This is a genomic window from Pseudomonas lyxosi, assembly GCF_047758685.1.
Classification (GTDB): domain Bacteria; phylum Pseudomonadota; class Gammaproteobacteria; order Pseudomonadales; family Pseudomonadaceae; genus Aquipseudomonas; species Aquipseudomonas lyxosi.
The window spans coordinates 2,581,170-2,608,054 of the sequence record NZ_CP180481.1 but is presented as its reverse complement, the minus strand read 5'-3'; the positions used below and the strand labels follow the sequence as shown (position 1 = coordinate 2,608,054).

The 26,885-nt window shown below is 59.5% G+C and carries 26 protein-coding genes, 1 tRNA gene and 1 pseudogene; 15 read left to right on the top strand and 13 right to left on the bottom strand.

Annotated features, from left to right (window positions below; translation table 11 throughout):
* Positions 1–5: 5 nt before the first annotated feature.
* From secD to queA, 4 genes are all read right to left on the bottom strand, one after another.
* On the bottom strand, positions 6–1,874 hold the full coding sequence (gene secD / locus ACMXYI_RS12065; protein ID WP_415773370.1) for a protein translocase subunit SecD: 1,869 nt from the start codon (positions 1,872–1,874) through the stop codon (positions 6–8).
* A gap of 63 nt (positions 1,875–1,937) precedes the next feature.
* Positions 1,938–2,273 carry a preprotein translocase subunit YajC gene (gene yajC, locus ACMXYI_RS12060; protein ID WP_008147715.1) on the bottom strand — a complete coding sequence of 112 codons (336 nt, stop codon included), beginning with the start codon at positions 2,271–2,273 and terminating at the stop codon, positions 1,938–1,940.
* A gap of 43 nt (positions 2,274–2,316) precedes the next feature.
* Positions 2,317–3,432, bottom strand: coding sequence for a tRNA guanosine(34) transglycosylase Tgt (tgt, locus tag ACMXYI_RS12055; RefSeq protein WP_161990833.1), 1,116 nt, complete (start codon positions 3,430–3,432; stop codon positions 2,317–2,319).
* Positions 3,433–3,446: 14 nt separating this feature from the next.
* Positions 3,447–4,496, bottom strand: coding sequence for a tRNA preQ1(34) S-adenosylmethionine ribosyltransferase-isomerase QueA (gene queA, locus ACMXYI_RS12050; RefSeq protein WP_008025479.1), 1,050 nt, complete (start codon positions 4,494–4,496; stop codon positions 3,447–3,449).
* A gap of 107 nt (positions 4,497–4,603) precedes the next feature.
* On the opposite strand from queA, the gene ACMXYI_RS12045 reads away from it, so the two are divergent.
* A tRNA-Leu gene (locus ACMXYI_RS12045) sits at positions 4,604–4,688 on the top strand.
* A gap of 149 nt (positions 4,689–4,837) precedes the next feature.
* A complete protein-coding gene (locus tag ACMXYI_RS12040) occupies positions 4,838–5,167 on the top strand; it encodes a hypothetical protein (protein ID WP_415773369.1) in 330 nt (109 codons plus the stop codon).
* 139 nt (positions 5,168–5,306) lie between these two features.
* On the opposite strand, the gene ACMXYI_RS12035 is transcribed toward ACMXYI_RS12040, so the two are convergent.
* Positions 5,307–6,224 carry an Abi family protein gene (locus ACMXYI_RS12035; protein ID WP_415773368.1) on the bottom strand — a complete coding sequence of 306 codons (918 nt, stop codon included), beginning with the start codon at positions 6,222–6,224 and terminating at the stop codon, positions 5,307–5,309.
* Between the two features lie 764 nt (positions 6,225–6,988).
* On the opposite strand from ACMXYI_RS12035, the gene ACMXYI_RS12030 reads away from it, so the two are divergent.
* The gene (locus ACMXYI_RS12030; RefSeq protein ID WP_415773367.1) at positions 6,989–7,300 is read left to right on the top strand and encodes a DUF3077 domain-containing protein; all 312 of its coding nucleotides are present in this window, start codon (positions 6,989–6,991) and stop codon (positions 7,298–7,300) included.
* Between the two features lie 197 nt (positions 7,301–7,497).
* Here ACMXYI_RS12030 and ACMXYI_RS12025 read toward each other — a convergent pair.
* Positions 7,498–7,609, bottom strand: a pseudogene (locus tag ACMXYI_RS12025) (PH domain-containing protein); the annotation flags it as partial.
* 12 nt (positions 7,610–7,621) lie between these two features.
* Positions 7,622–7,981, bottom strand: coding sequence for a potassium channel family protein (locus ACMXYI_RS12020; RefSeq protein WP_415773366.1), 360 nt, complete (start codon positions 7,979–7,981; stop codon positions 7,622–7,624).
* 436 nt (positions 7,982–8,417) lie between these two features.
* Here ACMXYI_RS12020 and ACMXYI_RS12015 point away from each other — a divergent pair, with 436 nt between their 5' ends.
* From ACMXYI_RS12015 to ACMXYI_RS12000, 4 genes are read left to right on the top strand one after another with little or no spacing between them, the layout of a single operon-like run.
* Positions 8,418–8,894 (top strand): formate dehydrogenase subunit gamma, encoded by a 477-nt coding sequence (locus tag ACMXYI_RS12015; protein ID WP_415773365.1) that lies wholly within the window; start codon positions 8,418–8,420, stop codon positions 8,892–8,894.
* Positions 8,891–10,453, top strand: coding sequence for a formate dehydrogenase beta subunit (locus tag ACMXYI_RS12010; RefSeq protein WP_415773364.1), 1,563 nt, complete (start codon positions 8,891–8,893; stop codon positions 10,451–10,453). Before ACMXYI_RS12015 ends, ACMXYI_RS12010 begins: the two co-directional genes overlap by 4 nt.
* Positions 10,450–13,332 carry a formate dehydrogenase subunit alpha gene (gene fdhF / locus ACMXYI_RS12005; protein ID WP_415773362.1) on the top strand — a complete coding sequence of 961 codons (2,883 nt, stop codon included), beginning with the start codon at positions 10,450–10,452 and terminating at the stop codon, positions 13,330–13,332. The genes ACMXYI_RS12010 and fdhF overlap by 4 nt, the downstream gene beginning before the upstream one ends.
* On the top strand, positions 13,329–13,550 hold the full coding sequence (locus tag ACMXYI_RS12000; protein ID WP_095131521.1) for a formate dehydrogenase subunit delta: 222 nt from the start codon (positions 13,329–13,331) through the stop codon (positions 13,548–13,550). The genes fdhF and ACMXYI_RS12000 overlap by 4 nt, the downstream gene beginning before the upstream one ends.
* Positions 13,551–13,740: 190 nt before the next feature.
* Here ACMXYI_RS12000 and ACMXYI_RS11995 read toward each other — a convergent pair whose 3' ends face one another.
* Positions 13,741–15,138 (bottom strand): sensor histidine kinase, encoded by a 1,398-nt coding sequence (locus tag ACMXYI_RS11995; protein ID WP_415773361.1) that lies wholly within the window; start codon positions 15,136–15,138, stop codon positions 13,741–13,743.
* Positions 15,135–15,845 carry a response regulator gene (locus ACMXYI_RS11990; protein WP_415773360.1) on the bottom strand — a complete coding sequence of 237 codons (711 nt, stop codon included), beginning with the start codon at positions 15,843–15,845 and terminating at the stop codon, positions 15,135–15,137. The genes ACMXYI_RS11995 and ACMXYI_RS11990 overlap by 4 nt, the downstream gene beginning before the upstream one ends.
* Positions 15,846–16,011: 166 nt before the next feature.
* On the opposite strand from ACMXYI_RS11990, the gene ACMXYI_RS11985 reads away from it, so the two are divergent.
* From ACMXYI_RS11985 to ACMXYI_RS11960, 6 genes are all read left to right on the top strand, one after another.
* Entirely contained in the window at positions 16,012–16,803 is a 792-nt protein-coding gene (locus ACMXYI_RS11985) for an MlaA family lipoprotein (RefSeq protein WP_415773359.1), read from the top strand.
* A complete protein-coding gene (locus tag ACMXYI_RS11980) occupies positions 16,793–17,056 on the top strand; it encodes a hypothetical protein (RefSeq protein WP_415773358.1) in 264 nt (87 codons plus the stop codon). Before ACMXYI_RS11985 ends, ACMXYI_RS11980 begins: the two co-directional genes overlap by 11 nt.
* Before the next feature lie 78 nt (positions 17,057–17,134).
* On the top strand, positions 17,135–19,057 hold the full coding sequence (locus ACMXYI_RS11975; RefSeq protein ID WP_415773356.1) for an alkaline phosphatase D family protein: 1,923 nt from the start codon (positions 17,135–17,137) through the stop codon (positions 19,055–19,057).
* 165 nt (positions 19,058–19,222) lie between these two features.
* Complete coding sequence (locus ACMXYI_RS11970) at positions 19,223–19,732, top strand: adenylate kinase (RefSeq protein ID WP_415773355.1); 510 nt, start codon at positions 19,223–19,225, stop codon at positions 19,730–19,732.
* A 182-nt stretch (positions 19,733–19,914) separates the two neighbouring features.
* On the top strand, positions 19,915–20,169 hold the full coding sequence (locus tag ACMXYI_RS11965; protein ID WP_082069261.1) for a type II toxin-antitoxin system prevent-host-death family antitoxin: 255 nt from the start codon (positions 19,915–19,917) through the stop codon (positions 20,167–20,169).
* Positions 20,166–20,420 carry a Txe/YoeB family addiction module toxin gene (locus ACMXYI_RS11960; RefSeq protein ID WP_415773354.1) on the top strand — a complete coding sequence of 85 codons (255 nt, stop codon included), beginning with the start codon at positions 20,166–20,168 and terminating at the stop codon, positions 20,418–20,420. Before ACMXYI_RS11965 ends, ACMXYI_RS11960 begins: the two co-directional genes overlap by 4 nt.
* Positions 20,421–20,428: 8 nt before the next feature.
* On the opposite strand, the gene ACMXYI_RS11955 is transcribed toward ACMXYI_RS11960, so the two are convergent.
* The gene (locus ACMXYI_RS11955; RefSeq protein WP_415773353.1) at positions 20,429–21,604 is read right to left on the bottom strand and encodes an aspartate aminotransferase family protein; all 1,176 of its coding nucleotides are present in this window, start codon (positions 21,602–21,604) and stop codon (positions 20,429–20,431) included.
* 102 nt (positions 21,605–21,706) lie between these two features.
* Between ACMXYI_RS11955 and ACMXYI_RS11950 the strand changes: the two genes are divergently transcribed.
* Together ACMXYI_RS11950 and ACMXYI_RS11945 are read left to right on the top strand one after the other, a co-directional pair.
* Positions 21,707–22,612, top strand: a complete 906-nt coding sequence (locus tag ACMXYI_RS11950) for a LysR family transcriptional regulator (RefSeq protein WP_415773352.1) — start codon at positions 21,707–21,709, stop codon at positions 22,610–22,612.
* Positions 22,613–22,687: 75 nt separating this feature from the next.
* Positions 22,688–23,701, top strand: coding sequence for a sensor domain-containing diguanylate cyclase (locus ACMXYI_RS11945; RefSeq protein WP_415773351.1), 1,014 nt, complete (start codon positions 22,688–22,690; stop codon positions 23,699–23,701).
* A gap of 19 nt (positions 23,702–23,720) precedes the next feature.
* Here the strand turns inward: ACMXYI_RS11945 and msrA are convergent, their stop codons facing one another.
* Genes msrA through msrB form a run of 3 tightly spaced genes read right to left on the bottom strand, consistent with a single transcriptional unit; the run spans position 23,721 to position 26,796 of the window.
* Positions 23,721–24,428 carry a peptide-methionine (S)-S-oxide reductase MsrA gene (gene msrA, locus ACMXYI_RS11940; RefSeq protein WP_415773350.1) on the bottom strand — a complete coding sequence of 236 codons (708 nt, stop codon included), beginning with the start codon at positions 24,426–24,428 and terminating at the stop codon, positions 23,721–23,723.
* 31 nt (positions 24,429–24,459) lie between these two features.
* Entirely contained in the window at positions 24,460–26,235 is a 1,776-nt protein-coding gene (locus ACMXYI_RS11935) for a cytochrome c biogenesis protein DipZ (RefSeq protein ID WP_415773349.1), read from the bottom strand.
* A gap of 42 nt (positions 26,236–26,277) precedes the next feature.
* Complete coding sequence (msrB, locus tag ACMXYI_RS11930) at positions 26,278–26,796, bottom strand: peptide-methionine (R)-S-oxide reductase MsrB (RefSeq protein WP_415773348.1); 519 nt, start codon at positions 26,794–26,796, stop codon at positions 26,278–26,280.
* Positions 26,797–26,885 lie beyond the last annotated feature (89 nt).

Sequence of the window (26,885 nt, the reverse complement as noted above, 5' to 3'; positions counted from 1 at the left end):
GCCCCTTAAATCCACAACTTCTTGAAGTCACGACCGCCGAAGATCAGGTTGACCATCGCGCGGGTCACCATGATGGCCGTGAACATCGAGGTAAAGATCCCGAGGGACATGGTCACTGCGAAACCTTTGACCGGGCCGGTGCCCATCGCAAAGAGAATCCCGCCGACCAACAGAGTGGTCAGGTTGGCGTCGAGAATCGCGGTGAATGCCCGGCCGAAGCCTTCGTTGATTGCCCGTTGTACGGTCATGCCCGCCGCGATCTCTTCACGTATCCGCGAGAAGATCAGAACGTTGGCGTCGACAGCCATACCCATGGTCAACACGATACCGGCGATACCCGGCAGGGTCAGTGTTGCACCCAGCAGCGACATCAAGGCCAGCAGCAGCACCATGTTCACCGCCAGAGCGACGGTGGCGATGATGCCGAAGAAGCGGTAGATGGCGATGATGAACAGCGAGACAAACAGCATGCCCCACAGCGATGCATCAACACCTTTGATGATGTTGTCGGCACCCAGGCTTGGGCCAATGGTACGTTCTTCAGCGAAGTACATCGGTGCAGCCAGACCACCGGCACGCAGCAGCAGCGCCAGTTCGGACGACTCGCCCTGGCCGTTCAGGCCAGTGATGCGGAACTGAGCACCCAGCGGCGACTGAATGGTCGCCAGGCTGATGATCTTTTTCTCTTCCTTGAACGTCTGGACCGGCACGTCTTTCTCGACGCCGTTAACCACTTGCTTGACGTAAGTGGTAACCGGACGTTGCTCGATAAAGATCACTGCCATGCTGCGACCGACGTTGCTGCGAGTCGCACGACTCATCAGCTCGCCACCGTGGCCATCCAGACGGATGTTCACTTCTGGCGTGCCGTGTTCGCCGAAGCCAGCCTTGGCGTCAGTCACCTGGTCGCCAGTGATGATCAAGCCACGCTCGATCTGTGCTGGCGGACGATTGCCTTCACGGAACTCGAAGGTTTCGGAAGTGGCTTTCGAAGCACCCGGCTCAGCAGCCAGACGGAATTCAAGGTTGGCCGTCTTGCCGAGGATACGCTTGGCTTCGGCGGTGTCCTGCACGCCCGGCAGCTCAACCACGATGCGGTTGGCGCCCTGACGCTGAACGATTGGCTCGGCAACACCCAGCTCGTTGACGCGGTTACGTACCGTGGTCAAGTTCTGCTTGATGGAATATTCACGGATTTCCGCCAGCTTGGCCGGGGTCATCGCCAGACGCAGCACCGGTTGGCCATTGAGGTCGGCCGGAACAATGTCGAAATCGTTGAAGCTCTTGCGGATCAGCGTACGGGCTTGTTCGCGGGTTGCTTCATCAGTGAAGCCCAGCTGAATCGCACCGTTGAGTTGCGGCAGGCTGCGATAGCGCAGTTTCTCTTTACGCAACAGGCTCTTCACATCGCCTTCGTACACTTTCAAGCGAGCGTCGAGGGCTTTGTCCATGTCCACTTCCAGCAGGAAGTGCACACCACCGGACAAGTCCAGACCCAGCTTCATCGGGTGCGCGGCCAGGCTGCGCAGCCATTGCGGGGTGGTTTGTGCCAGGTTCAGTGCAACGACGTAGTCATCACCCAATGCCTTGCGCACGACGTCTTTGGCAGGTAGCTGATCTTCAGCCTTGGTCAGGCGAATCAGACCGCCCTTGCCGTTTGCTGCCAGGGTGGCAGCCTTGACGTTGATCCCGGATTCCTTGAGCGCTGTGCCCACACGATCCAGATCAGCCTGAGTGACCTGCAGCGAAGTGCTTGCACCGCTGACCTGAATGGCCGGGTCATCAGGATATAGATTGGGAGCGGAATAAATCAGACCGACCGCTAGCACCGCCAGGATCAGAATGTATTTCCACAGAGGGTATTTGTTCAGCATCACGCCGCCCGCTTATGACGCGGGGCGCCTTGCGCGCCCCGTCGATTGAGTAGAAGTTGAAACTTAGATCGCTTTCAGCGTGCCTTTTGGCAGCGTGGCGGCGATGGCGCCTTTCTGGAACTTCATTTCGATGGTGTCGGAAACTTCCAGAACAACGAAGTCGTCTGCCACTTTAGTGATCTTGCCGGCGATACCACCGGTGGTCACAACTTCGTCGCCTTTCTGCAGGCTGCTCAGCAGGTTTTTCTGCTCTTTGGCGCGCTTGGCCTGTGGACGCCAGATCATCAGGTAGAAAATGACCAGGAAACCGACCAGGAAAATCCACTCAAAGCCGCCGCCCATTGGGCCTGCTGCAGGTGCAGCAGCGTCAGCCATGGCATTAGAGATAAAAAAGCTCATTTAGCACTCCAGTTGCAAATGTTGAATCTTGGGGTCAGAAAACTCAGTCCAAAGGCGGAACAGGTAACCCGCGTTTGGCGTAGAAGGCATCGACAAAGGCGGCCAATGTACCCTGTTGAATAGCCTCGCGCAAACCAGCCATAAGCACCTGGTAATGGCGCAAATTGTGGATGGTATTCAACATGCTACCCAGCATTTCGCCGCACTTGTCCAGATGGTGCAGATAAGCACGGGAGAAGTTCTGGCAGGTGTAGCAATCGCAGGTCGGATCCAGCGGCGAATCATCATGGCGATGGAACGCGTTACGGATCTTCAGCACGCCTGTATCAATGAACAGATGCCCATTGCGGGCATTACGGGTTGGCATCACGCAATCGAACATGTCCACACCGCGGCGCACACCCTCAACCAGATCTTCCGGTTTGCCAACGCCCATAAGGTAACGAGGTTTGTCAGCCGGCATCTGACCCGGCAGGTAATCCAGGACCTTGATCATCTCGTGCTTCGGCTCGCCCACCGACAAACCGCCAATGGCCAGACCATCGAAGCCGATATTGTCGAGACCTTCCAGGGAGCGCATGCGCAGATCCTGGTGCATGCCGCCCTGAACGATGCCGAACAGTGCCGCCGTGTTATCGCCATGAGCTTCTTTCGAACGCTTGGCCCAACGCAACGACAGCTCCATCGATACCCGCGCGACGTCTTCGTCAGCCGGGTACGGGGTGCATTCGTCAAAGATCATCACAATGTCCGAGCCCAGGTCGCGCTGGACCTGCATCGACTCTTCCGGGCCCATGAACACTTTGGCGCCGTCGACCGGAGAAGCGAAGGTCACGCCCTCCTCCTTGATCTTGCGCATGGCGCCCAGGCTGAACACCTGAAAACCGCCGGAGTCAGTCAGAATCGGGCCTTTCCACTGCATGAAATCGTGCAGGTCGCCGTGCTTCTTGATCACTTCGGTGCCAGGACGCAGCCACAAGTGGAAGGTGTTACCCAGAATGATTTCCGCGCCAGTGGCGGTGATATCCCGCGGCAACATGCCCTTGACGGTGCCGTACGTGCCCACCGGCATGAAGGCCGGGGTCTCGACGGTACCGCGCGGAAAGGTCAAACGACCGCGACGAGCCTTGCCGTCAGTAGCAAGCAACTCAAACGACATACGACTTTGGCGACTCATTCTTTGTCCTCAGGGCCACGTGGTGCGGGGTTACGGGTGATAAACATCGCATCACCGTAGCTGAAAAAGCGGTATTCATGCTCCACGGCGGCTTTGTAAGCGGCCATGGCTTCGGGATAACCGGCGAACGCCGAAACCAGCATCAACAGCGTGGATTCGGGCAAATGAAAGTTGGTGACCAGGGCATCGACCACATGAAACGGGCGGCCCGGGTAGATAAAGATGTCAGTGTCGCCACTGAACGGCTTGAGCACGCCATCGCGTGCGGCACTTTCCAGGGAACGCACGCTGGTGGTCCCCACGGCCACCACGCGACCACCGCGAGCGCGGCAAGCGGCGACGGCATCGACCACGTCCTGGCCGACTTCCAGCCATTCGCTGTGCATGTGGTGATCTTCAATCTTCTCGACGCGCACCGGCTGGAAGGTGCCAGCGCCGACGTGCAAGGTCACGAACGCCGTCTCGACGCCCTTGGCGGCAATCGCCTCCATCAGCGGCTGATCGAAATGCAGCCCCGCCGTCGGCGCCGCTACCGCGCCCAGGCGCTCGGCGTACACCGTCTGATAACGCTCGCGGTCCGAGCCTTCATCCGGGCGGTCTATATAAGGAGGTAACGGCATGTGCCCGACGCGGTCGAGCAGCGGCAACACCTCTTCGGCAAACCCCAACTCGAACAACGCATCGTGACGCGCCAGCATCTCGGCTTCGCCACCGCCGTCGATCAGGATCTTCGAACCCGGTTTCGGCGACTTGCTGGACCGCACATGGGCCAGCACGCGATGACTGTCGAGCACCCGCTCCACCAGGATTTCCAGCTTGCCGCCGGAAGCCTTCTGGCCAAACAGCCGCGCCGGAATCACCCGGGTATTGTTGAACACCATCAAATCGCCCGGGCGCAAATGCTCGAGCAAATCAGTGAATTGACGGTGTGCCAGGGCGCCGCTGACCCCATCAAGGGTCAACAGGCGACTGTTGCGACGCTCGGCCAAAGGATGGCGGGCGATCAGCGAATCAGGGAGCTCGAAGGTAAAGTCAGCAACGCGCATGATGGGGTTCGTCTAGCAGGGCCGGGAAGTCTAGCGGAAATATCAAAAATTCTCCATGTACCTGATTGACCGACGGTTATCTCATCTCTATACTTCGCCGCCATTGAGCCCTGATGGCGGAATTGGTAGACGCGGCGGATTCAAAATCCGTTTTCGCAAGAAGTGGGAGTTCGAGTCTCCCTCGGGGCACCAAAATTAAGAAAGGTCTTGCTTAGCAAGGCCTTTTTTTTCGTCTGTAGAAAAGTGCCCTCACCCACCGCCGTCCTGTAGGAACTGGCTTGCCAGCGATCTTTTGATCTTTGCACCCTAGGCCGGCCCGACACCTCCCAAGGATTCACCCCATGGAACTGCTGCTGGAAACCGTCGCCCTGTTCTGCCTCAAGCTCGCTTACGAGACGGAAGATTCAAGTCCGATCCTGCGGGATGATTTGATGATGAGTGATTATGAGCGGGAGGTTTTTGGGTTGCTGGTGCGTAGGGGGGATGTTGAGGTGATCCACAGTAAAGTGGATGAATGCCTGAAGTTGACGCTGAACGCTATCGGCGGTGTGGATACAGTCTTAGGCCGCGAGTTGAATAGGTTGGCGGAAGACTTCAGCGCTGCACGGACGATGGAGCAACTCGATGCGCCGCTTATCGGGCTCAAGGATTATCTGAAACACATTCTGTGATTGATGAAGTGGAGTGGCAGTCGTGGGCTTAGCATGACTGAAAAGCTATCTAGTAAGGATTCAATTGGGTGGCCGACTACTCGATGCGATCTGGGATGGATGGGATGGCACACCCGACATGGACTTACGCCAAAGCCAACTAAATCCCGAACAGTTGCCGAGGGAATCCGGTTTCATCCGGGAACCCCATCGCCTTGAAGGTGCAGCCCGGCATAGCAGGTTTGCTGTCGATCAAATCCGCGACGTCGCTGATCCAGGTCGAGGCTGGTGCGATTTTCTGCAGCAGAAACCATATGACCGCGACTGACCCGTACAACCGCTTGAGCGCGTGCTGATCTAGCCCCAGCGTCTGAAAATACGGTTCTGCGGGTACCGCCAACGCGTTAGGCGAGGCCTGATTCCAGATACGCGTATGGTGCGCACAGCGGTTGCGCAAATGGCTGGTTTGTTGCATCCATCGGCTGAGCATCCTGGCGTTATTCAAACCGAGGCGCGCGAGTATGAGATTCTGATACTTGCTACTAAGCAGTTCGAAGAACTCAGAAAGATCACCGAAATCCCATGCTTCTACCGCAACCCAAACGGGAATGGACTTACCGGCTCGAAAGTGCCACTGAATGCAGTCCTCTTTGCTCCGAGCAACGTGCGACTGCTGCTTCTGGCTCCACTCCACCCACTTGTTCCGCCTATTGCCGCTGCGGTCCGTGTACGGTTGAGTCCATTTTTGCAGGATGAATTTCGCATTGGTGTAAGCCATTGGGTCGTGATACCCAACCTCGTGAGCCATTACGGTCTTGAGGTGAACCTCCAAACGCTCGACTGCATCCAGCATAAGCATTCGCAATCGTTTATCGAACTTGTAAAGGTCTACGGCCGAGTTGAAGCAGGTGGCTGCCTGGAAAGTGTCCAGACGCAGAGGCTTGCCCGTGACCGGGCAAACGTCTTGCTGCAGGCCGTTCATTTTGAACTCTCGAGCCGGGTACCAATAACCGCTGAGGCGGTAATAGCCTAACTGCGCAAGCTTGCGCTCTGCACGTGAGGGGTCATGGATCTGCATACCCCTGCTGGCCAAAATCGCGACCAAATCAGAGTATGTACGGAACGGCTTCGGAGGGGCTGGGGTAGACAACTTCCATGTTCCAGAAACAAGAAGGCCCGAACGTAATGCCGGACTGAGCCAGCACCAGAGGATCGGGCGCGATTGGGGTCAATGCTGCCGTAGCCTAATGACCATGTCAAATCTGTACGTCGCATAAAACGCGGCAAACACTACGGTTTATGCGGATTTTCGACAGACGAGGCAGCGCGCTTATGCGCAGCCTAAAACAGTACGCTGCGGATTGTTGTCAGGCCATTCCGAGAGTTCGGTAGGGATATTCTGTTCGATACCCGATGCTAGTTTTCCCAGCGAAAGCACTGAGCAAAGAGTTTATGAACGTTGCAGGAATGAGGCTTGCACGCTACCCTTCCGACGTCGCTGCCAATTCAGCGACCGGGTGTGGAAACCCGTGTAATTCAAGGCGCAACAGCGCCCCCATCACGTCTGCCGGCGCTTTTTTTGTGTCTGCGGCGTGAGTTATGGCGGCTGTGCGTGGGACGTCTTCGGGCGTGCCGGTTTCCTTGATTCCCGGTTTTCCACCCTGCGCACAGCTGTCACCCATTCGTGTGGAAACGGATATGGCAGCTCCATATATCAAGGAGTCTGATAATGCGCAGCATCAATCCGTACAAAATTTGGCTTTTCCCTCAACGTGACTCTCAGTTGCGTAACGCCCCACCGTCCGCCCTCTCCCGCTGCCTATCCGTTATCGGAGGTGGCCAATGACCGAACAACCCGAACTCAAAACCATCGGCCTAACCCCCGCCATCTACTGCGCGGACCAAGCCCTATTCCATGTCACCCGCGGCGTCCCGCTCGGCGATGCGTTGGCCATGGCTTCTGATTTTCTTTTTCTCGCCAAGAAGCTGACCGAAGATGCTGCTTACACCACAGACACCGACCGTCACGCCTGGGCCGCGCATTATTTGACGGCGATGAGTAAGGCGGTGGTGGATGATGCGGTGAAGGTGCTGAATCGGGATCGGGACAATGAGCTGGCGTCTAAGCGGGCGGGGGCGAAGTCTGAAGGGTAGTGGCTGGGAAATGGCAGGATGGTTCTGATGTCGGTCCGTGAGGTGTGAAGTCTGGGGGAGCGGACTGCTTGGGATGATGGTAGGGCATTCAGCATTGATGTTGGATGGTCTGGCGCTTTCGCGAGCAAGCTTTGCTCCTACAGGGTTTGCGGTGAATTGACTGGCATTGTTAGCCCCGAGTTCTTTCGGGGCTTTCGACCTGCTGGTGATGCCCTGCACGTTGACCGCGATGATGCGTTTGTTGGTAAACACCACGCCGTCGCGCATGGATTTGCAGGAGTCGATGACTTGCTCCCCTTCCAGTAGCAACCAAGCTTGACTTCACGCCGTCGGCGTATCCGACTCTTCCCGCCCCGCCGCCCGCACTGCAACCTCAATCGCCCGAACACTGATCGCCGCAAATATCGCCGTCATCAGCACCCCGTTGAACCCCAGCAAAATCGCCAGAATCCGCGAGACGCCAAGTTTCGGCACGAGCTCTCCATAGCCAATGGTCAAACCGGTCACGAAGCCGAAATAGATGCCGTCAAAAAGATCCCAGCCCTCCAGGTAGCTGATGATGAGGCCGAACAGCACAATCAGAAAAAACAGTACGGAAAAGATCGGCCAGACAACACGCAAGTAGAACCCGATTGCTTTGAAGAATTCTCGACGGACGTTCGATGCATGAGTGTGCTTCATGTCATGGGCTTCCTGAGGTTTGCCTGAGTGGCAGGCGTATTAACACCCCATCAGCTTGGCACAAGCGCTGGAAACTGGTGCATCAGCAGCGGGTTGGGGGTGGTTCAAGCATGATTCGCGCTAGCGCTGCAGATAGTCCCCGACCATTCAGGGACGACGCCTCCGGCCGCACTCTTCTAGACTCAATAGAAGGTCGTAGAAAGAACTGAACACGTCGCTTTGGTGCTGTTGAATCAAAAGCAGCGTGGCAAGCTGCCTTAATGCCCTTATAGAGGTGCGGCAAAGACCGCGCCGGGCACAACAAGATGCCCGCTCAGGGTGCCCTGGCCAACGGCCTGAAATTGCCACGATACCGTGACGTGGTGTGAGTGCCGCAGCCGACACTTTCGGACGACCGACAACCATCTGGTTTGTCCGTGACCGTGAGGATTGCTGAATGCCTGATGAGATGTTGCACCTGCCTTTGGTCAACAGCCTGCTGGAGCGCCACAAGGACTCTCCGGGTGCACTGTTGCCCATTCTTCATGATATTCAGGAACGCATCGGCTACATCCCCGATGCGGCCGTCCCCGAGATTGCCCACGCCCTCAATCAGAGTCAGGCGGAGATTCGCGGGGTGATCAGTTTTTACCATGATTTCCGTACTGCGCCGCCGGCCAAGCATATCCTGCGTCTGTGCCGGGCCGAGTCCTGCAAGAGCCGCGGTGCCGAGCAGCTCGCCGCGCAGTTGCGCGAACGCCTGCAACTGGACGATCACGGCAGTAGCGCCGACGGCAGCATCAGTTTGCGCCCGGTGTATTGCCTCGGCGCCTGTGCTTGCTCGCCCGCTTTGGAATTGGATGGCCGGGTGCATGCGCGGCTTAGTGCCGAGCGTCTCGATGCATTGCTCGATGCTTGCCGGGAGGACGCATGATGCCGTCGCTCTATCTGCCTACTGATTCTCTTGCCCGTGCCGTGGGTGCCGATGAAGTCGCGGTGGCGCTGATCACTGCGGCTCAGGAACGCAATCTGCCCCTGGAGTTGCAGCGCACCAGTTCGCGCGGCTTGTATTGGCTGGAGCCGCTGCTGGAAGTGGGCAGCCCGCAAGGCCGGATCGGTTTCGGCCCGCTGACCGCTGCCGATGTGCCGTCCGTGCTCGAAGCCCTGCAAGGCGAGCCGTCCACCCATCCGCTGGCCTTGGGCCTAGTGGAAGAGCTGCCTTATCTCAAGACTCAACAACGCCTGCTGTTCGCCCGCGCCGGTATTACTCGGCCGCTGTCGCTGGATGATTACCGGGCCCATGGCGGTTTCGAGGGCTTAACCAAGGCCGTGGCCGTTGGCGGTGAGCAAACCGCGACGGAAGTATTCGATTCAGGCCTGCGTGGTCGTGGCGGCGCGGCGTTCCCGGCGGGGATCAAATGGCGCACGGTCCGCGCCACCCAAGCGGCGCAGAAATACATTGTGTGCAACGCCGACGAAGGCGACTCCGGCACTTTCGCCGATCGCATGTTGATGGAAGGCGATCCCTTCCTGCTGATCGAAGGCATGGCCATTGCCGGGATCACCGTCGGCGCCAGTTACGGCTACATCTATGTGCGCTCGGAATATCCGGATGCCGTGGCCACACTGCGCCAGGCGCTGAACATTGCTCGGACCGCCGGTTACCTCGGCGCCAATGTGGGCGGCAGCGGTCAGGCTTTCGATATGGAAGTGCGCGTCGGTGCCGGCGCTTACATCTGCGGCGAGGAAACCGCGCTGCTGGACTCTCTCGAAGGCAAGCGTGGGATCGTCCGCGCCAAACCGCCGATCCCCGCCTTGAAGGGTTTGTTTGGCCTGCCAACGCTGGTGCACAACGTGCTGACCCTGGCCTCGGTGCCGCTGATTCTCGCCAAGGGCGCGCAGTTCTATCGCGATTACGGCATGGGCCGCTCCCTGGGCACCATGCCCTTCCAGCTGGCGGGCAATATTCGTCATGGTGGTTTGGTGGAACGGGCCTTTGGCCTGACCCTGCGGGAACTGGTGGAAGACTACGGCGGTGGCACCGCCAGCGGCCGGCCGCTGAAGGCCGCTCAGGTCGGCGGCCCGCTCGGCGCCTGGGTGCCGCCGTCGCAGTTCGACACGCCGCTGGATTACGAAGCGTTCGCCGCCATCGGCGCGATGCTCGGTCACGGTGGTGTAGTGGTCGCCGACGACAGCCTGGACATGGCCCACATGGCGCGCTTCGCCATGCAGTTCTGCGCAGAAGAATCCTGTGGCAAATGCACGCCATGCCGCATCGGCTCGACCCGGGGCGTGGAGGTGATCGACCGCCTGCTGGCTGCGCCTGACCAGAGCGGTCGAGATGAACAGGTGATCATCCTCAAGGACCTGTGCGACACCCTGCAATACGGTTCGCTCTGTGCCTTGGGCGGCATGGTTTCCTTTCCGGTCGCCAGCGCCCTCAAGCACTTCCCCGCCGACTTCGGTCTGCAAGCCTCGGAGGCCGACCAATGATCACTCTTTTCGACCCGAACACCGATATCGATCTTGGCACTCCGGCCCGCGACAGCCAGGTGCAAGTCACCCTGAATATCGACGGCCGCAGCATCAGCGTGCCCGAAGGCACTTCGGTGATGCGCGCCGCTGCGCTGCTGGGCACCACCATTCCCAAACTGTGCGCCACCGACAGCCTGGAAGCCTTCGGCTCCTGCCGCATGTGCCTGGTGGAGATCGACGGCATGCGCGGCTATCCCGCGTCCTGCACCACGCCGGTCACTGAAGGCATGACCGTGCACACCCAGACGCCGAAGCTCGCAACCCTGCGCCGCAACGTCATGGAGCTGTACATCTCCGATCACCCGCTGGACTGCCTGACCTGCTCGGCCAACGGCAATTGCGAGCTTCAAACCGTCGCCGGCCAGGTCGGCCTGCGGGAGGTGCGTTACGGCTATGAAGGCGACAACCATCTGGCTGACGTGAAGGACACTTCCAACCCCTACTTCGACTTCGACCCGAGCAAGTGCATCGTCTGCAACCGCTGCGTACGCGCCTGCGAAGAAACCCAAGGCACCTTTGCCCTGACCATTACCGGGCGCGGTTTCGAATCCCGCGTTGCGGCTGCCGGTGGCGAGAACTTCCTCGACTCGGAATGCGTATCCTGCGGCGCCTGTGTGCAAGCCTGCCCGACCGCGACGCTGATGGAAAAAAGCGTGGTCGAACTGGGTCAGCCCGAACGCAGCGTGATCACCACCTGTGCCTATTGCGGCGTGGGTTGCTCGTTCCGCGCCGAGATGAAAGGCGACAAGCTGGTGCGCATGGTTCCCGATAAAAACGGCCACGCCAACCACGGCCACTCCTGCGTCAAAGGGCGCTTTGCCTGGGGCTACGCCACCCACCCGGATCGCATCACCAAACCGATGATCCGCCAGCACATCAACGACCCTTGGCAGGAAGTCAGCTGGGATGAAGCGGTGACCTACGCCGCCAGCGAATTCCGTCGGTTGCAGCAAAAATACGGCCGCGACTCCATTGGTGGCATCACCTCCAGTCGCTGCACCAACGAAGAAACCTACCTGGTGCAAAAACTGGTGCGCGCCGCATTCGGCAACAACAACGTCGATACCTGTGCGCGCGTCTGCCACTCGCCGACCGGCTATGGCCTGAAACAAACCCTTGGCGAGTCCGCCGGTACCCAGAGTTTCGACTCGGTGATGCAGGCTGACGTGATCCTGGTGATGGGCGCCAACCCCAGCGACGCCCATCCGGTGTTCGCCTCCCAGCTCAAACGCCGCTTGCGTGAAGGCGCGCGACTGATCGTCATCGACCCACGGCGCATTGATCTGGTGGACTCGGTGCATGCCCGCGCCGAACTGCACCTGGCCCTGCGCCCGGGCACCAACGTCGCCATGCTCAACGCACTTGCCCATGTCATCGTCACCGAAGGCCTGCTCAACCAGGCCTTTATCGACGCTCGTTGCGAGGGAGCGGATTTCGCTCACTGGAGCGAGTTCGTCAGCCGCGCGGAAAACTCGCCGGAAGTCCTTGGCCCCATCTGCGGCGTAGACGCTGCCGACATCCGTGCCGCCGCCCGTCTGTATGCCACCGGCGGCAATGCCGCGATCTACTACGGCCTGGGCGTCACCGAGCACAGCCAGGGCAGCACCGCGGTCATGGGCATCGCCAACCTGGCCATGGCCACTGGCAACATCGGCCGCGAAGGCGTGGGCGTGAACCCGTTGCGTGGGCAGAACAACGTTCAGGGCTCCTGCGACATGGGCTCCTTCCCTCATGAGCTGCCCGGTTACCGACACATCTCCAACGAGGTGGTTCGGGCGCAGTTCGAGCAGGCCTGGAACGTCACCCTGCAACCCGACCCGGGCCTGCGCATTCCCAACATGTTCGAGGCAGCCCTTGGCGGCAGCTTCAAGGGCTTGTATTGCCAGGGCGAAGACATCGCCCAGAGCGACCCCAATACCCAGCACGTCACCGCGGCGCTGTCGGCCATGGAATGCGTGGTGGTGCAGGACATTTTCCTCAACGAAACCGCCAAGTTCGCCCACGTGTTCCTGCCGGGCAGCTCGTTCCTGGAAAAGGACGGCACCTTCACCAACGCCGAGCGACGCATTTCCCGAGTGCGCAAAGTCATGGAGCCTCTGGGTGGCAAGGCCGACTGGGAAGGCACGGTGGCCCTGGCCAACGCCCTGGGCTACCCGATGAACTACACGCACCCGTCAGAAATCATGGATGAAATCGCCAGCCTGACGCCGACGTTCACCAACGTCAGCTACGCCGAACTGGATCGCCACGGCAGCCTGCAATGGCCGTGCAATGCCGCGGCACCGGACGGCACGCCGACCATGCACATCGACGAATTCGTGCGCGGCAAGGGGCGCTTCATGCTCACCGGCTACGTGCCCACCGAGGAAAAGGTCAACAATCGCTACCCGCTGCTGCTGACCACCGGGCGCATCCTCAGCCAGTACAACGTCGGCGCCCAGACCCGGCGTACCGACAACGTCGCCTGGCACGACGAAGATCGCCTGGAAATCCATCCGACCGACGCCGAGAGCCGTGGCATCAACGAAGGTGACTGGGTCGGCATCGGCAGCCGCGCCGGCCAGACCGTACTGCGTGCGCGGGTCACCGAACGAGTCGCCCCGGGCGTGGTGTACACCACTTTCCACTTCCCGGAATCGGGGGCCAACGTCATCACCACCGACAACTCCGACTGGGCCACCAACTGTCCGGAGTACAAGGTCACCGCCGTGGAAGTAAGCCGCGTCTACCACCCTTCCGAGTGGCAAAAACGCTATCAGGAGTTCAGCGACAACCAGCACCGTCTGCTCAACGAACGCCGCCAGGCACGTGGCACTAAAGCCGAGGTACGCCGATGAGCACTGAAAATCTGATCAAAATGGCCAACCAGATCGCCCAGTACTTCGCCAGTCAACCGGACCAGCAACAGGCCGTGCTCGGCGTGCGTAATCACCTGCAGATGTACTGGACGCCCGGCATGCGCAAGGAATTGCTGGCCTGGCAGACCGAGCATCAAGGGGCAGACTTGCATCCACTGGCGCAGGCGGCGGTCAGTGGGGCGGGCTGGGAGGCTTAGGTTCAGATGATCCGTTAAGCCGTCACGCAATTTTTGTAGCAGCTGGCGCAGCCTGCGTTCGGTTCGGGCCGCGTTCGGACGCAGCAGTCGTGAAATAAGAAGATGCGGTGTCTCAGGAAGACCGCAAGCTCAGGTTTTACGACTGCTACGTCCGAACGCGGCCCGAACCGAACGCAGGCTCCGCCAGCTGCTACAAGATTGCGTCATTGCAGAAATTGCTTAACTGTCTGGGCGTTGGATGCACCGGCAACACCACCAACGCTTCCAACCCGCCCATCGACCGATTACGCAGTGTCAGCTCGCCTCCGTGTTCCAGCACAATCGCCCGCGCCGCCGATAACCCCAACCCAACGCCCCCCGTGCTTTTGTTCCGCGAACCTTCCATGCGAAAGAACGGTGCAAAAACCTGTTCAAGACTGGCATCCGGTATACCCGGCCCACGATCCAGCACTTTGATCCTCACCTCCCCGGCTCCGGGGATCAGTTCAATCGCCGGCTCACTACCGTACTTGATCGCGTTATCCAGCAGATTGGTCATCACCCGCTTAAGCCCCAACGGTCGCCCGAAATACACCCACCGCGACGGCCCGCTGAAAGCAATCTCGAAACCCTGATCCCGATAATCATCCAGCAACGTTTGCAGCAGTTCCGCCAGATCAAACTGGGTCGCTGGCTCAAGCCGGGCATCATCGCGGAAGAACTCCAACGCCGAGTTGATCATCGCCTGCATTTCATCCACATCACGAAACAAACGCTGCTGTTGCTCGCTGTCTTCGATGAATTCGCCACGCAAGCGCATCCGCGTCAGTGGCGCGCGCAGGTCGTGGGAGATGGCGGCGAGCATTTGCGTGCGGTCGCGGATGAAGTGCTGCAGCTGGGCTTGCATGGCGTTGAACGCGAGAATGGCCTGGCGGATTTCCTGTGGGCCCAGCGGTTCGATGGGTGGAGCGCGGAAGTCCACGCCGAAGCGTCGGGCACCTTCGGCAAAGTGCTGCAAAGGTGTGGCGAGGCGCCGGGTGGCGATCAGCGCGACCAGGGCGGTGGAGATCAGCACCAGCAGGATTACGATCAGGTAGCGTGGCGTTTCGTCGAGGCCCCAACTGCGCGAGGGCGCGGAGAACATCAGCCATGTCGAATCCGATAGCTCGATCAGCAGCGCGTAATGCGCGTCCGCCGTGTGCTCCGTCCAGTCGGCCGGTTCATAGGCTTCGATGCGCCGGTCAGGGGCTCTGAGCATCGGCTGCAGGATGGTCGAGCCGATGTCGGACTTCGGATCGTCCACGGTCGGCAGATTGAGATCGTGCCGGTCAGGGTGCCAACTGACGGTGAAGCCGTTCTCGCCGGCAGCTTGCGCCAATGAGTTACGCAGGGGCGCCGGGGCGGCCTCGATGATGCGGCTGATGGCCGCGGCTTTTTCCAGCAGGCCGGTTTCGGTCAGCGGCGGACGCGCCCAGACGCCGGCCAGTTGGATAAACAGCCCGTTGAGCGCCAGTGAAATGAGCATGGCCAGGATGATCGTCAACGCGATCCAGCGCGCGACCGTATCTTGCGGCCAGTCTCGGGCGCGAATCCGCTTCAGCCAGCTCATCGCCGCGTCACGCTGGGTGTGAACAGGTAACCGCCATTGCGCACGGTGCGAATCATCGCCGGCCGTTTGGTGTCTGACTCGAGTTTGCGCCGCAGGCGGCTGACTTGAACGTCGATGCTGCGATCGAACGCGTCGTGGCAATGCCCGCGCGCCAGGTCCAGCAGTTGTTCACGGGTGAGGATGCGCTGCGGGTGTTCGACGAAGACCAGCAGCAAGTCGAATTCGCCGGCCGACAGCGGAATCATCACGTTGTCCGGCGAGCGAAGTTCACGACGGGTGACGTCCAGGTGCCAGTCGGCGAAGTCGATCAGCGGCCGTGGTCGTTCCTGCGATACGGGACGGCGCTCGTCCACGCGGCGCAATACAGCGCGCACCCTGGCCAGCAGTTCACGGGCGTCGAAGGGTTTGGTCAGGTAATCGTCGGCGCCCAGTTCGAGGCCGACCACCCGGTCGCTGAGTTCGCCCATGGCGGTCAGCATGATCACCGGTATTGCGTTCCGAATCCGCAGTTGCTGACACAGGATCAACCCGCTGTCCCCCGGCAACATCACGTCAAGAATGATCAGGTCTGGCGGCTGGCGCTCGATGGCCGCCCACAGCGACGCACCGTCGGTGGCGACTTCGACGCTGTAGCCGTGCTGCACGAAGAATTTTTTCAGTAGATCGAGGACTTCAAGGTCGTCGTCCACAATTAAAAGACTGTTCACCGAAGGTCACTTAAGGGGCGAATGGAGCCGCCATCTAAAACCATTCACGGCAGCGCGTCATATATTTCAATCCTGCAATAAAGCGTCAGCGCCGCAATAAACCAGACATCTTTGCGCAAGGCTTGGGGCTCAGCATCTCGGCGAATTACTCCCGAGAATCGCGTCCATGTTGCCTTTCAAATGTGCTCCCTGGCTGGCCCGCAACACCTCGATTGCCGTGCTGACCGCAGGGCTGGCGGGTTGCAGCAGTCAGCCTCCGTCCGCCACCGATGTGAGTTGCGCCGACATCGCCTATTCGGTGAACGACCCGGCGGAACCGTTCAATCGTGGGGTCTTCGCGTTCAATCGCGTGGTCGATGACTATGCCCTGGCGCCGGTCGCTCGCGGCTATCGCTACTCGCCGGACTTTTTCCAGACCGGTGTGCATAACTTTGTGGCGAACTTTGGCGAGCCCAAGGTTTTCATCAATGACCTGCTGCAAGGCAACCCGATGCGCTCGCTCAATACCGTGGGGCGTTTCGCGCTCAACACCACGGTCGGCGTGGTGGGCTTGATCGATGTCTCCGGCATGGCCGGCATCCCGCGTCACGACGCGGACTTCGGTCAGACGTTCGGCGTGTGGGGCATCGGCAACGGTCCGATCGTCGAACTGCCTTTGCTCGGCACTTCCAACAGCCGCGACGCCGTCGGCCGCGTGCTCGGTTTTGTGGTCGATCCGTTCGGCAGCAACAGCGACACCGTGGACACGCTGTCCACCATCAGCACAGTCGGCGGCATCGTCGATGGCCGCGCCGAAGCCTTACCGCTGACCGACAGCCTGCAAAAACTGCCGGACTACTACAGCGCATTACGCAACGTAGTCGCCGAGCATCGCGCCGCTTACGTGGCCGATGGCAAACAAGGTTCGGCGCAGACAACCAAACATCAATGCACAGGAGCACCGGCCGATGGTTTCTGAAGGCAATAGCCTGACTCTGCAGCAACGGGTCATCCAGCCCGACCCGGCCACTCTGCACTGTCGGGAAATTACCCTGCGCCTGTCAGCGGACTGTCGCCATCTGGTGCTCAGCCGCTACACCGAACACTATGGCCCGGCGCTGGTGCGATGGATCGAGCGTAGCCACACAGTGTCGGTGACAGAGCTGTTTCGCTGGCTCGTGGCCAATGGCGAGACGGATGTAATGCAGGCGGACGGCCAGCCGTTGCCTTGACTGTCGGATTCGAGCCAGTTGCGTTTCATTGACGTCAGCTGCGTTATCATCCCGCGCTTCTCTGTTCCAAAAAACCGGATGTCCATGTCTTTGCCGCTGCCTGACGATCATCAATCCTTACCCCCTGTTTTGGTCGGGCCGCTGTTGCGGCGTCTGGAGCCCACGCGGTTGGTGATGTGGCTGGTGGGGTCGCGGGCTCTGTCGCTGACGTTGCGTCTGCAAGATCGCGACGCTATCCACCTCGACGCGAGTCAGTGCACGATCATTGCGGTGGGCACCCAGGCCTTTATTCATTTGATCGATGTGTCGCTGGACACCGCCCTGCCCTGCGACACGTTAATCGAATACGACCTGCTGATTGACGACGCTGGTGCAGGCATCGCCGATTGGGCTCCGCACTTGCTGTACGGAGACGCCCGTTGCCCAAACTTCGTCCTGCGTAAACGGGCCGATCATCTGCTGCACGGTTCCTGCCGCAAACCTCACCATCCGGCCCCGGACGGTTTGCTGTGCGTCGACCGTTTGCTGGAGGCCGAGCCGGACGCACATAAACGGCCGGCGCTGTTGATGATGAGTGGCGATCAGGTTTACGCCGACGACGTCGCGGGGCCGATGCTGCGAGCCATCCATGCCTTGATCAAGCGGCTTGGGTTGTTCGAAGAGCATATCGAAGGTGCGGTGGTCAGCGACAGCGCCAAGCTCTACGAGCACCCCGCCAGCTACTACCATCGTGCGGATTTGTTACCGGCGCTGGAGAGTAATGAAACCCTGCGCGAGCGATTTTTCGGTGGGGCGCGTAAGCCGATTTTCACCAGCAGCAGTGCCGACAACCATCTGGTGACGTTCGCCGAAGTCATGGCCATGTACCTGCTGGTCTGGTCGCCAACACCCTGGACATTGATCGCCCCGAAACCACCGACACTGACGCCTGCAAGACGCGAACGTTATGCCCTTGAGCAGACGCGCATCGATGGCTTCAAGGCCGGTCTGGGAGGCGTCGCCCGAGCACTCGCTCACCTGCCGTGCCTGATGATTTTCGACGACCACGATATTACCGATGACTGGAATCTTTCCGCGCAATGGGAGGAAACGGCCTACGGCCATCCGTTCTCCAGGCGCATCATCGGCAACGCGCTGATTGCTTACATGCTGTGCCAAGGTTGGGGAAACAACCCGGATGCGTTCGGCGCTGTGCTGAAAAAGGCCGACGGATTGAGCGCCACCGGGCATGACCGCTACCTCGACAGTGACATTCAGGACGACTTGATCGATGAGCTGCTGAGATTTCAGAACTGGCATTACGTGCTGCCCACCCGCCCGGCCATCGTGGTGCTCGACACCCGCACCCGGCGCTGGCGCAGCGAGATGAACCTCAAGCAGCCCTCGGGTTTGCTGGACTGGGAAGCCCTCAGCGAACTGCAACAGGAACTGCTCGATCACCCCTCGGCCATCATCGTTTCGCCGGCACCGATCTTCGGCGTCAAACTGATCGAAACCGTGCAGCGCGTCTTCAGCTGGTGCGGTTATCCCCTGTTGGTGGATGCCGAAAACTGGATGGCCCATCGCGGCGCGGCCCAGGTGATCCTGAACATTTTCCGACACTCGCGCACGCCTGGTAACTACGTGGTGCTGTCGGGCGATGTGCATTATTCCTTCGTCTACGAAGTACTGATCCGACACCGCAAGGCCGGCCCGCGAATCTGGCAGATCACCAGCAGCGGCATCAAAAACGAGTTCCCGCCGGCGCTGCTCGAGTGGTTCGACCGCCTCAACCGCTGGCTCTACTCGCCCCGCTCGCCGCTCAACTGGCTGACCAAACGCCGACGCATGCGCATTGTTCCGCATGTCCCGGAACATGCTGAAGCGGGTGAACGGCTGTGGAATTCGGCGGGGATCGGGCAAGTGTTCTTTAATGAAAAAGGACAGCCGCAAGAGATCTATCAGCACAACTCAAACGGTTCGCCGAAGACGCGGATGGTTGCGCCTGAGAATGGCGACTGAAGGCTGATCGCTCACACTGATCGTTCCCACGCTCTGCGTGGGAATGCAGCCCGGGACGCTCTGCGTCCCTTTCGAGAGCTGGAACGCGGAGCGTCCCTTGAGGCGTTCCTTTGCTGCGCGTGGGAACGATCGGATTACGGCTCCCTTACATGATCGGTGTCGCTCATGAACCTCACTCGAACCCTGATCATCGGCAACTCCGGTTCCGGCAAAAGCTGGCTGGCCAAACGACTGGCCGAGCACCTGCACATACCATGGGTCGATCTCGACTCGATTCACTGGTTGTCCGACGAACACAGCATCCCCCGCCACCGTGCCGAGGCGTTGGGCATGGCACGGGTACTGGCCAGTGAAGAACGCTGGGTGATCGAAGGCGTTTACGGCTGGATCATCAGCGAACTCTTGCCCCGGGCGACAACACTGATCTGGCTGTGTGTTGAAGATGAGGAGTGTGTTGCCAATATTCGTCAGCGAGAGGCGCAGCGGGACAAGAATGACGAGTTGTTGATAGCGTTGCTCGACTGGGCCGGCAGCTATCGTACGCGTGAAGAGTCCAGTGGATTCGCCGCGCATCAGCGTCTGTTCGAAGGGTTTGGCGGTTCGAAACGGCAACTCGTGAGCCGAGCGAAAATGAATGATTTTATCCATTCTCCACCCCGCACCTGGCGCATTTGAGCGCTGGGGATGGCGTGTTAATCGGATCGGGATTACATCGATCACGGAAACGTCTCGAAGAATCATCGGCGATACTCAGTACAAACGTAGATGCATCGTCTGCGTAACGACCACTCGTAGGTATCACCTTGTCATCCTGTACTCATTTCTGTACGTTCTTTGCATCGAGCGAGGACTACAACATGCAAACCATCAACTACACCACAGCACGTGCACACCTTGCAGAAACCATGGATCGGGTTAATGAAGACCGCGCCCCATTGTTGGTAACGCGCCAGAAAGGTGAACCCGTGGTGATGATGTCTCTGGCGGAATACAACGCCCTCGAAGAGACAGCCTATCTGCTTCGTTCTCCTGCCAATGCTGAACGTCTGATCAAATCGATCGGCAACCTGCGAGCAGGGAAAACCAAAGCAAGGCAACTCATCGAAGAATGAATATCGAGTTCACTACAGAAGGTTGGGACGACTACCGATGGTTCCAACAAAACGACAAGGCCGGCCTCAAACGAATCAACCTGTTGATTAAAGCGATTCAGCGGGAGCCATTTGAAGGCGTGGGTAAACCTGAGCCGCTCAAACACAATTTGAGCGGCTTCTGGTCTCGCCGAATCACTGCCGAGCATCGCTTGGTCTACACAGTCGAGGACGGTGAAATACGCATCGTGATGTGTAGATACCACTACTGAGATAAATCTCAGGCCGCTTTCACCACTCGACACACCCCTCTCACAATCATCTCAACCTCCCGCTCATCAATCGTCAGCGGCGGCAGCAAGCGAATGGTTTTGCCCCGTGTCACGTTGATCAGCAAGCCGTGATCCCGCGCCGCGATCAGGGTCAGGTCGCGAATCGGTTGTTTGAGTTCGATGCCAATCATTAAACCCTGGCCGCGGATCTCCAGGATGTTCGGGTCGTCCGCCAATTCAATGCGCAATCTGGCCAGCAAACGTTCGCCCTGAAGTTTGGCGTTTTCCAGCAGCCCTTGTTCTTCGATGATCTCTAGCACGGTGCAACCCACGCGGCAGGCCAGTGGATTGCCGCCGAAGGTGCTGCCGTGACTGCCGGGGGTGAAGAGGTCGGAGGCTTTGCCTCGGGCCAGGCAGGCGCCGATGGGTATGCCGTTGCCCAGGCCTTTGGCCAGAGTCATGACATCCGGAACGATGCCTTCGTGCTGAAAGGCAAACCACTGTCCGGTGCGGCCGATACCGGTCTGGATTTCGTCGAGCATCAGCAGCCACGAGCGCCGAGTGCAGAGTTCGCGAATGGCTTTCAGGTAACCGGGCGGGGCCATTTGGACACCGCTTTCACCCTGAATCGGCTCCATCAGGATCGCCACGATGCGCGGGCCGTGGGCTTGCTGCACCTTGTCGAGCGCCTTGAGGTCACCGAATGGCACTTTGACGAAATCCCCCGGCAACTCATTGAAGCCCAGGCGCACGGCCGGGCCATCACTGGCGGACAAGGTGCCGAGGGTCCGGCCGTGAAAGGCGTTTTCCATGACCACCACCAGCGGCTGTTCGATGCCTTTTTGCCAGCCATACAGCCGCGCCAGTTTCAGCGCGGTCTCGTTGGCTTCGGCACCGGAGTTGTTGAAGAACGCTCGCTCCATGCCCGCCAATTGCGTCAATTTCTGCGCCAGCCGCTGTTGCCAATCGATGCTGTAGAGATTGGAGGTGTGCAACAGCAGCCCCGCCTGTTCGCTGATGGCCGAGACAATTTTCGGATGGGAATGACCGACATTGGTCACTGCCACGCCCGCCACCGCGTCCAGGTATTCACGACCGGCCTGATCCCACAGGCGCGTGCCCAGGCCCTTGCTGAAACTCAAGGCCAAGGGTTGGTAAGTGGTCATCAGGCAGGCGGCGGTCATGACATCAAGCTCCATCAATAGTCGGTGTTTTTGCAGTATGGTTAGCCACCTGAGCTAGATAAACGCTGCAACACTTCAATCATTTTAAAGCTGAGCTTGATAATGGATTTGTTCCAGGCAATGACCGTTTACGTCAAAGTGGTGGAAACCGGCAGCATGACCGCCGCCGCTTTGCAGTGCGAAATGTCCACCACCATGGTCGGCAATCACCTGCGAGCGCTGGAGCAACGCCTGGGTGTGCGCCTGCTCAACCGTACGACACGACGCCAGCGGTTAACGGAATTCGGTACCGCTTATTACCAGCGCTGCCTCGAAGTGCTGGGGCTGGTGGCCGATTCCGAACGGTTGGCCGAGCAAGCACTCGACGAACCGAGCGGCACCTTGCGCATCACCGCACCGCTGACGTTCGGCACCGAAAAACTGGCACCCGCCCTGAGTGAATTCGCCCTGCTGTGTCCACGCGTCAAATTGGATGTGGTCCTCACCAATCGCCGTCCGGACCTGCTCGAAAACGGTTTCGACGTGGCGTTTCGCCTGGGCAATACCGAGGAGACCAACTTGATCGCCCGTCCACTCCTCGACTACAGCCTGACCATGTGTGCATCACCGGAGTACCTGGCGCGCAAAGGCATACCGGAGAAACCTGATGATCTGCAACACCACGACTGTCTGTCCTTTGCCTATCCGGCCGGGGATGACTGGCAGTCGGTGGAAAAACATTGGCGCCTGACCGGTCCCGAGGGAGAAGTGGCGGTAGCGGTCAATGGACCGATGTTGATCAACAGTTCGGCAGGACTGCATCAAGCGGCGCGAACCGGTATGGGCATCGTGGTGTTGCCTGATGCGCTGATGGAGCAAGATCTCAAGGACGGAAAACTGGTGGCATTGATGCAGGATTACCTTCCACCGAGCCGACCAATGAACCTGATGTATGCCCAGGATCGCTACCGTTTGCCAAAACTGCGTAGTTTCGTCGACTTTGCCTTGCAGAGATGGGGCAAGCACTAGCCGACCGAATACCCCATGCACTAATCTCCTCGACAGGCGGGTCACTTAGATATCAGGGCGGCAAGGAGTGCGGAGATGGGTGAAGCGTCGAATATCGAGCCGTTGAAGTTCAATCTGTCGGATTTGAACGAAGACATGCTGCACACCATTCTGGAACTGGTGAGCGACGGCATCTGGGACTGGAACGCCAACACCGGGTTCGTCTATCGCAACCCAGGGTGGTACGAGATGCTCGGCTACCCGCCTCATTCCCTGGATAACAACGTGTTGACCTGGGAAAACGTGATCCATCCCGACGATTACCCGCAGGTCATGGCACAGTTCGATGACTACCTGAATCAACGAGCCCCCGGCTATCAGGCCGAGTATCGCTGCCGCATGCGGGATGGCAGCTATACCTGGATCGAAGACCGTGGCTACGTATTGGCACGCAATGCCGACGGCTCGGTGGCGCGGATGGTCGGCGCGCACCGCAGCATCGAAGACAAAAAGCGCCTGTACGAAGCGCTTGAACGGCGCAACCAATCCCTTGAAGCGATCGTTGAAGAACGCACCCGAGAGTTGTCTCGCGTCAATCAGCAACTGCAAATCCAACTCGAAGAAAACCGCAAACTGGCGGAAACCGACACACTGACCTCAATCGCCAATCGCTATCTTCTGGAAAAAGCCCTGCCGCAGGAATGCGAACGCGCCCAGCGCTTTCGACAACCGCTGTCGCTGATTGCGATGGACATCGACGACTTCAAGAACATCAACGATCACTATGGCCATGCGCTGGGTGATGCGGCATTGGTGCAGGTGATCGATAGCGTGAAGCACTGCGTACGCGAGGGCGATCTGCTCGCGCGTTGGGGCGGTGACGAATTCATCCTGATCCTTCCCAATACACCACTCGCCGACGCCCGGACCCTCGCTGAACGTATCCGCCATGGCCTCGCAAGCCTGCTACCAGTGGGGGACTTTCAAGTGACCATGAGTTTTGGCGTGGTTCAGCGCTTTGACGAAGAACAACAGACCGGACTGCTGGCCAGGGCCGATCAGGCGCTGTATCGGTCGAAAATCGCGGGCAAGAATGTGATTTCGGGGTAAGGGCTATGCCCTTCACTGCTCACATCCCCGCCTTCACCAATACCGGTTTCTCCTGATACCGATCCGGATAAAGCTTTTTCAGCTGCGCGACCTTCGGCAGATCGTTGATCACGATGTAGGGATAGGTCGGGTGCTCGGTCAGAAAATCCTGATGTTCCTCCTCCGCCGGGTAGAAACCGTTGTAGGTTTCCAGCTTGGTGACAATGGGTTTATTGAACGATTTGGCGGCGTCGAGCTGGGCGATGTAGGCCTGGGCGATACGCTGCTGCTCGCTGTTTTCCGGGAAAAGCGCCGAGCGATACTGAGTGCCGCGGTCAGGTCCCTGACGGTTGAGTTCGGTAGGGTTGTGAGCCACCGAGAAGTAGATTTGCAGCAAGGTACCGTAGCTGACCTGACGGGGGTCGAAGGTAACTTCGACGGATTCCGCATGACCGGTATCGCCACTACTGACCCGCTCGTACTGAGCCGTGTTGGCTGCACCGCCGGCGTAACCCGAGACCGCTTTCTTCACCCCTTTGACATGCTGGAACACACCTTGGACGCCCCAGAAGCAACCGCCGGCAAAGACCGCCCTTTCGCTGTCGGCCTGGGTGGTTTCGTCGAGGGTGGGAGGAGGAATGATGACCGCGTCTTCCGCCGCACCGAAAGAGAACGCCAGGCATTGGCCGATGACGCCGGCAGCGGCCAGGCCCAACAGGGTGCGGCGCCAGGTGAATAGGGTTTTCATGAGGCTGATTCCTGAATGAATGGAATGACGATCAACCGAACGTAAACGCATACGCCGACACTCCGGGATCGAGAAACTCGATGCTGAAGGTCCGATCCGTCACGCCGCCGGTTTGGCGCACCAATTGGTACAAACGTTGTTCAGTCACGCTGCCGCTGCCGTCGGGCGCCACGTCGGTACCGTGGGCATCGCCGGGGGCTTTTCCGTCAATCAACACTTTGAAGCGCACCGGTTTACCGTCAGCGCCAGGCCCCAGCACCAGATGCAGATCGCGGGCATGGAAGCGGTAAACGATGCGACTGGCCGGTGCGCTAGAAGTCGCTCGCTCTGAGCCGACATTCCATTGCCCGTCCAGGCTCCAGTCGTTGAGTGCTAATTGCGACGGAGCGCTATAGGCCGACACCTTGTCCGGTACCAGGCTGGTTTCAGGCACGAAATGCTCGGCACGCTGGTAGCCGATATAGGTTTCCGGTGATTGCACTTCGTTCATGTCCGGGGCCAGTTGAACACCCTCGGCGCTGGCATTGATCAGACCGTCCGCGACCTTCGCGGCACCTGCTTCGCGCAGCAGTTGCTGGATCACCCGTTCCGATTCGGCGTACTCGCCCTCACCAAAATGGTGATAACGGATGCGACCTTGAGCGTCGGCAAAATAGTGGGCCGGCCAGTATTGGTTGTTGAAAGCTCGCCAGATCTTGAAGTCATTATCGATGGCCACCGGGTAGTTGATGCCCAGGTCCTTCATCGCTTTGGTGACATTGCCTACGTCTCGTTCGAAAGCAAACTCGGGCGCATGGACGCCAATCACCACCAATCCCTGATCGCGGTACTTCTCGGCCCAAGCCTTCACATAAGGCAGCGAGCGCAAGCAGTTGATGCAGGAGTAAGTCCAGAAATCCACCAGCACGACTTTGCCTTTCAAGGCCTGCGCTGTGAGGGGTGGCGAGTTGAGCCATTGCACCGCGCCATCCAGCGGTGGAAGGTTGCCTTCAATCGGCAGTGCGCCCGGCGCTTTGTCAGCCGCTTTCATTGCACTTCCCGAGGCCGGAACCTGCGCCATCATCGCCCCGCTACCGCTCGGAGATTTGCCAGCAAGCCTTCCCACCAACGCCTGCTCGATACCGCCGGTGGACGCCGTCGAAATCCGCGCCAAAATCCCGGTGTCGAGCCCCAGGGCGATGGCCGCGACACCGGACAGCATCGCGGCGCCCAGACCTCGACGCAGCCACTCGCCGGCGCCGATGGAACGCTTCATCGCCGCGAAGACTTTACCGCCCAGCAGCAGCGCCACGGCGAGCGAGGTTGCGGCTCCCGCGGCGTAGGCCAGCAACAACAAGGTGGTTGCGATGCTTGCCCCTTGCAGCGCTGCTCCGGTTAGCAACAGCCCCAGAATCGGCCCGGCGCACGGAGCCCAGAGCAGGCCCGTGGCGACGCCGATCAGGAACGAAGCGCCGGGACGCGGCCGGGCATCGACGCCCGCGGCTTCCGACAACCGGCTGCCCGCCGCCACCAGTGGCCGGGTCAGACGCTCGGCCAATTGAGGCAACAACAACGTCAACCCGAACAGAGCAACGAACAGCAACGCGAGCCAGCGACCGTACTGATTGACTTGCACCACCCAACCGCCGCCCACCGCTGCCAGCGAGGCGACGAGCGCAAAAGTCAGTGCCATGCCAGCCAATAACGGCAACCCGCTCTTCATAAACGGCTGCCCGGTGCGAGCGAAGACAAAGGGCAGCACCGGCAGGATGCACGGGCTGACAATCGTCAGCACACCACCGAGATAAGCGAGGACCAGAAGCCACATAACGTCGACCTGCAAAAATGAGTGAAAGGAAGTACCCACGGATCAAGTCGCCTGCGGCACAAAAGTCATCGCCAGGCCGTTCATGCAGTAACGCAGGCCGGTGGGTTTGGGCCCATCGTCGAAGACATGGCCCAGATGACCGCCACAACGTCGACAATGGACTTCTTCGCGCAGCACCCCGAAGGAGCGGTCCTGACGAGTGGCCACAGCCTTGTCCAAGGGTGCCCAGAAGCTAGGCCAACCGGTGCGGCTGTCGAACTTGGTCGTGGAAGAAAACAGCGGCAGACCGCAACCGGCACAGGCAAACGTACCTTCACGGTGCTCGTTGTTCAGCGGGCTGCTGTAGGCCCGTTCAGTGCCCTCTTCGCGCAGGATTTCGTACTGCTCGGCGCTGAGCATGGCGCGCCATTCGCTGTCGCTGTGAGTCACCTCGAACACCTCCGCCGCGTCGGCATCACTGACCAGTGCAGAACGCGCGGCAAATTTTGGCAATACACCGATGACCAGGGCTGCAGCGCCTAGCCCGCCGCTTGCTACGAGAAACTGTCGCCGTGAAAACATGGTCGTCTCCGAAAATTCCAGGTGCCTGTCATGGAACACAGCCTAGGCTTGGGTTGATCGCCAAATCCTCACGAGAAGTTAAACAATTC

Excerpts from the sequence above, each read along its gene's own strand:
- secD (WP_415773370.1), bottom strand. The coding sequence starts at position 1,874 with ATGCTGAACAAATACCCTCTGTGGAAATACATTCTGATCCTGGCGGTG.
- yajC (WP_008147715.1), bottom strand. The coding sequence starts at position 2,273 with ATGAGCTTTTTTATCTCTAATGCCATGGCTGACGCTGCTGCACCTGCA.
- tgt (WP_161990833.1), bottom strand. The coding sequence starts at position 3,432 with ATGTCGTTTGAGTTGCTTGCTACTGACGGCAAGGCTCGTCGCGGTCGT.
- queA (WP_008025479.1), bottom strand. The coding sequence starts at position 4,496 with ATGCGCGTTGCTGACTTTACCTTCGAGCTCCCTGATTCGCTGATCGCC.
- ACMXYI_RS12040 (WP_415773369.1), top strand. The coding sequence starts at position 4,838 with ATGGAACTGCTGCTGGAAACCGTCGCCCTGTTCTGCCTCAAGCTCGCT.
- ACMXYI_RS12035 (WP_415773368.1), bottom strand. The coding sequence starts at position 6,224 with ATGCAGATCCATGACCCCTCACGTGCAGAGCGCAAGCTTGCGCAGTTA.
- ACMXYI_RS12030 (WP_415773367.1), top strand. The coding sequence starts at position 6,989 with ATGACCGAACAACCCGAACTCAAAACCATCGGCCTAACCCCCGCCATC.
- ACMXYI_RS12020 (WP_415773366.1), bottom strand. The coding sequence starts at position 7,981 with ATGAAGCACACTCATGCATCGAACGTCCGTCGAGAATTCTTCAAAGCA.
- ACMXYI_RS12015 (WP_415773365.1), top strand. The coding sequence starts at position 8,418 with ATGCCTGATGAGATGTTGCACCTGCCTTTGGTCAACAGCCTGCTGGAG.
- ACMXYI_RS12010 (WP_415773364.1), top strand. The coding sequence starts at position 8,891 with ATGATGCCGTCGCTCTATCTGCCTACTGATTCTCTTGCCCGTGCCGTG.
- fdhF (WP_415773362.1), top strand. The coding sequence starts at position 10,450 with ATGATCACTCTTTTCGACCCGAACACCGATATCGATCTTGGCACTCCG.
- ACMXYI_RS12000 (WP_095131521.1), top strand. The coding sequence starts at position 13,329 with ATGAGCACTGAAAATCTGATCAAAATGGCCAACCAGATCGCCCAGTAC.
- ACMXYI_RS11995 (WP_415773361.1), bottom strand. The coding sequence starts at position 15,138 with ATGAGCTGGCTGAAGCGGATTCGCGCCCGAGACTGGCCGCAAGATACG.
- ACMXYI_RS11985 (WP_415773359.1), top strand. The coding sequence starts at position 16,012 with ATGTTGCCTTTCAAATGTGCTCCCTGGCTGGCCCGCAACACCTCGATT.
- ACMXYI_RS11980 (WP_415773358.1), top strand. The coding sequence starts at position 16,793 with ATGGTTTCTGAAGGCAATAGCCTGACTCTGCAGCAACGGGTCATCCAG.
- ACMXYI_RS11975 (WP_415773356.1), top strand. The coding sequence starts at position 17,135 with ATGTCCATGTCTTTGCCGCTGCCTGACGATCATCAATCCTTACCCCCT.
- ACMXYI_RS11970 (WP_415773355.1), top strand. The coding sequence starts at position 19,223 with ATGAACCTCACTCGAACCCTGATCATCGGCAACTCCGGTTCCGGCAAA.
- ACMXYI_RS11965 (WP_082069261.1), top strand. The coding sequence starts at position 19,915 with ATGCAAACCATCAACTACACCACAGCACGTGCACACCTTGCAGAAACC.
- ACMXYI_RS11960 (WP_415773354.1), top strand. The coding sequence starts at position 20,166 with ATGAATATCGAGTTCACTACAGAAGGTTGGGACGACTACCGATGGTTC.
- ACMXYI_RS11955 (WP_415773353.1), bottom strand. The coding sequence starts at position 21,604 with ATGACCGCCGCCTGCCTGATGACCACTTACCAACCCTTGGCCTTGAGT.
- ACMXYI_RS11950 (WP_415773352.1), top strand. The coding sequence starts at position 21,707 with ATGGATTTGTTCCAGGCAATGACCGTTTACGTCAAAGTGGTGGAAACC.
- ACMXYI_RS11945 (WP_415773351.1), top strand. The coding sequence starts at position 22,688 with ATGGGTGAAGCGTCGAATATCGAGCCGTTGAAGTTCAATCTGTCGGAT.
- msrA (WP_415773350.1), bottom strand. The coding sequence starts at position 24,428 with ATGAAAACCCTATTCACCTGGCGCCGCACCCTGTTGGGCCTGGCCGCT.
- ACMXYI_RS11935 (WP_415773349.1), bottom strand. The coding sequence starts at position 26,235 with ATGTGGCTTCTGGTCCTCGCTTATCTCGGTGGTGTGCTGACGATTGTC.
- msrB (WP_415773348.1), bottom strand. The coding sequence starts at position 26,796 with ATGTTTTCACGGCGACAGTTTCTCGTAGCAAGCGGCGGGCTAGGCGCT.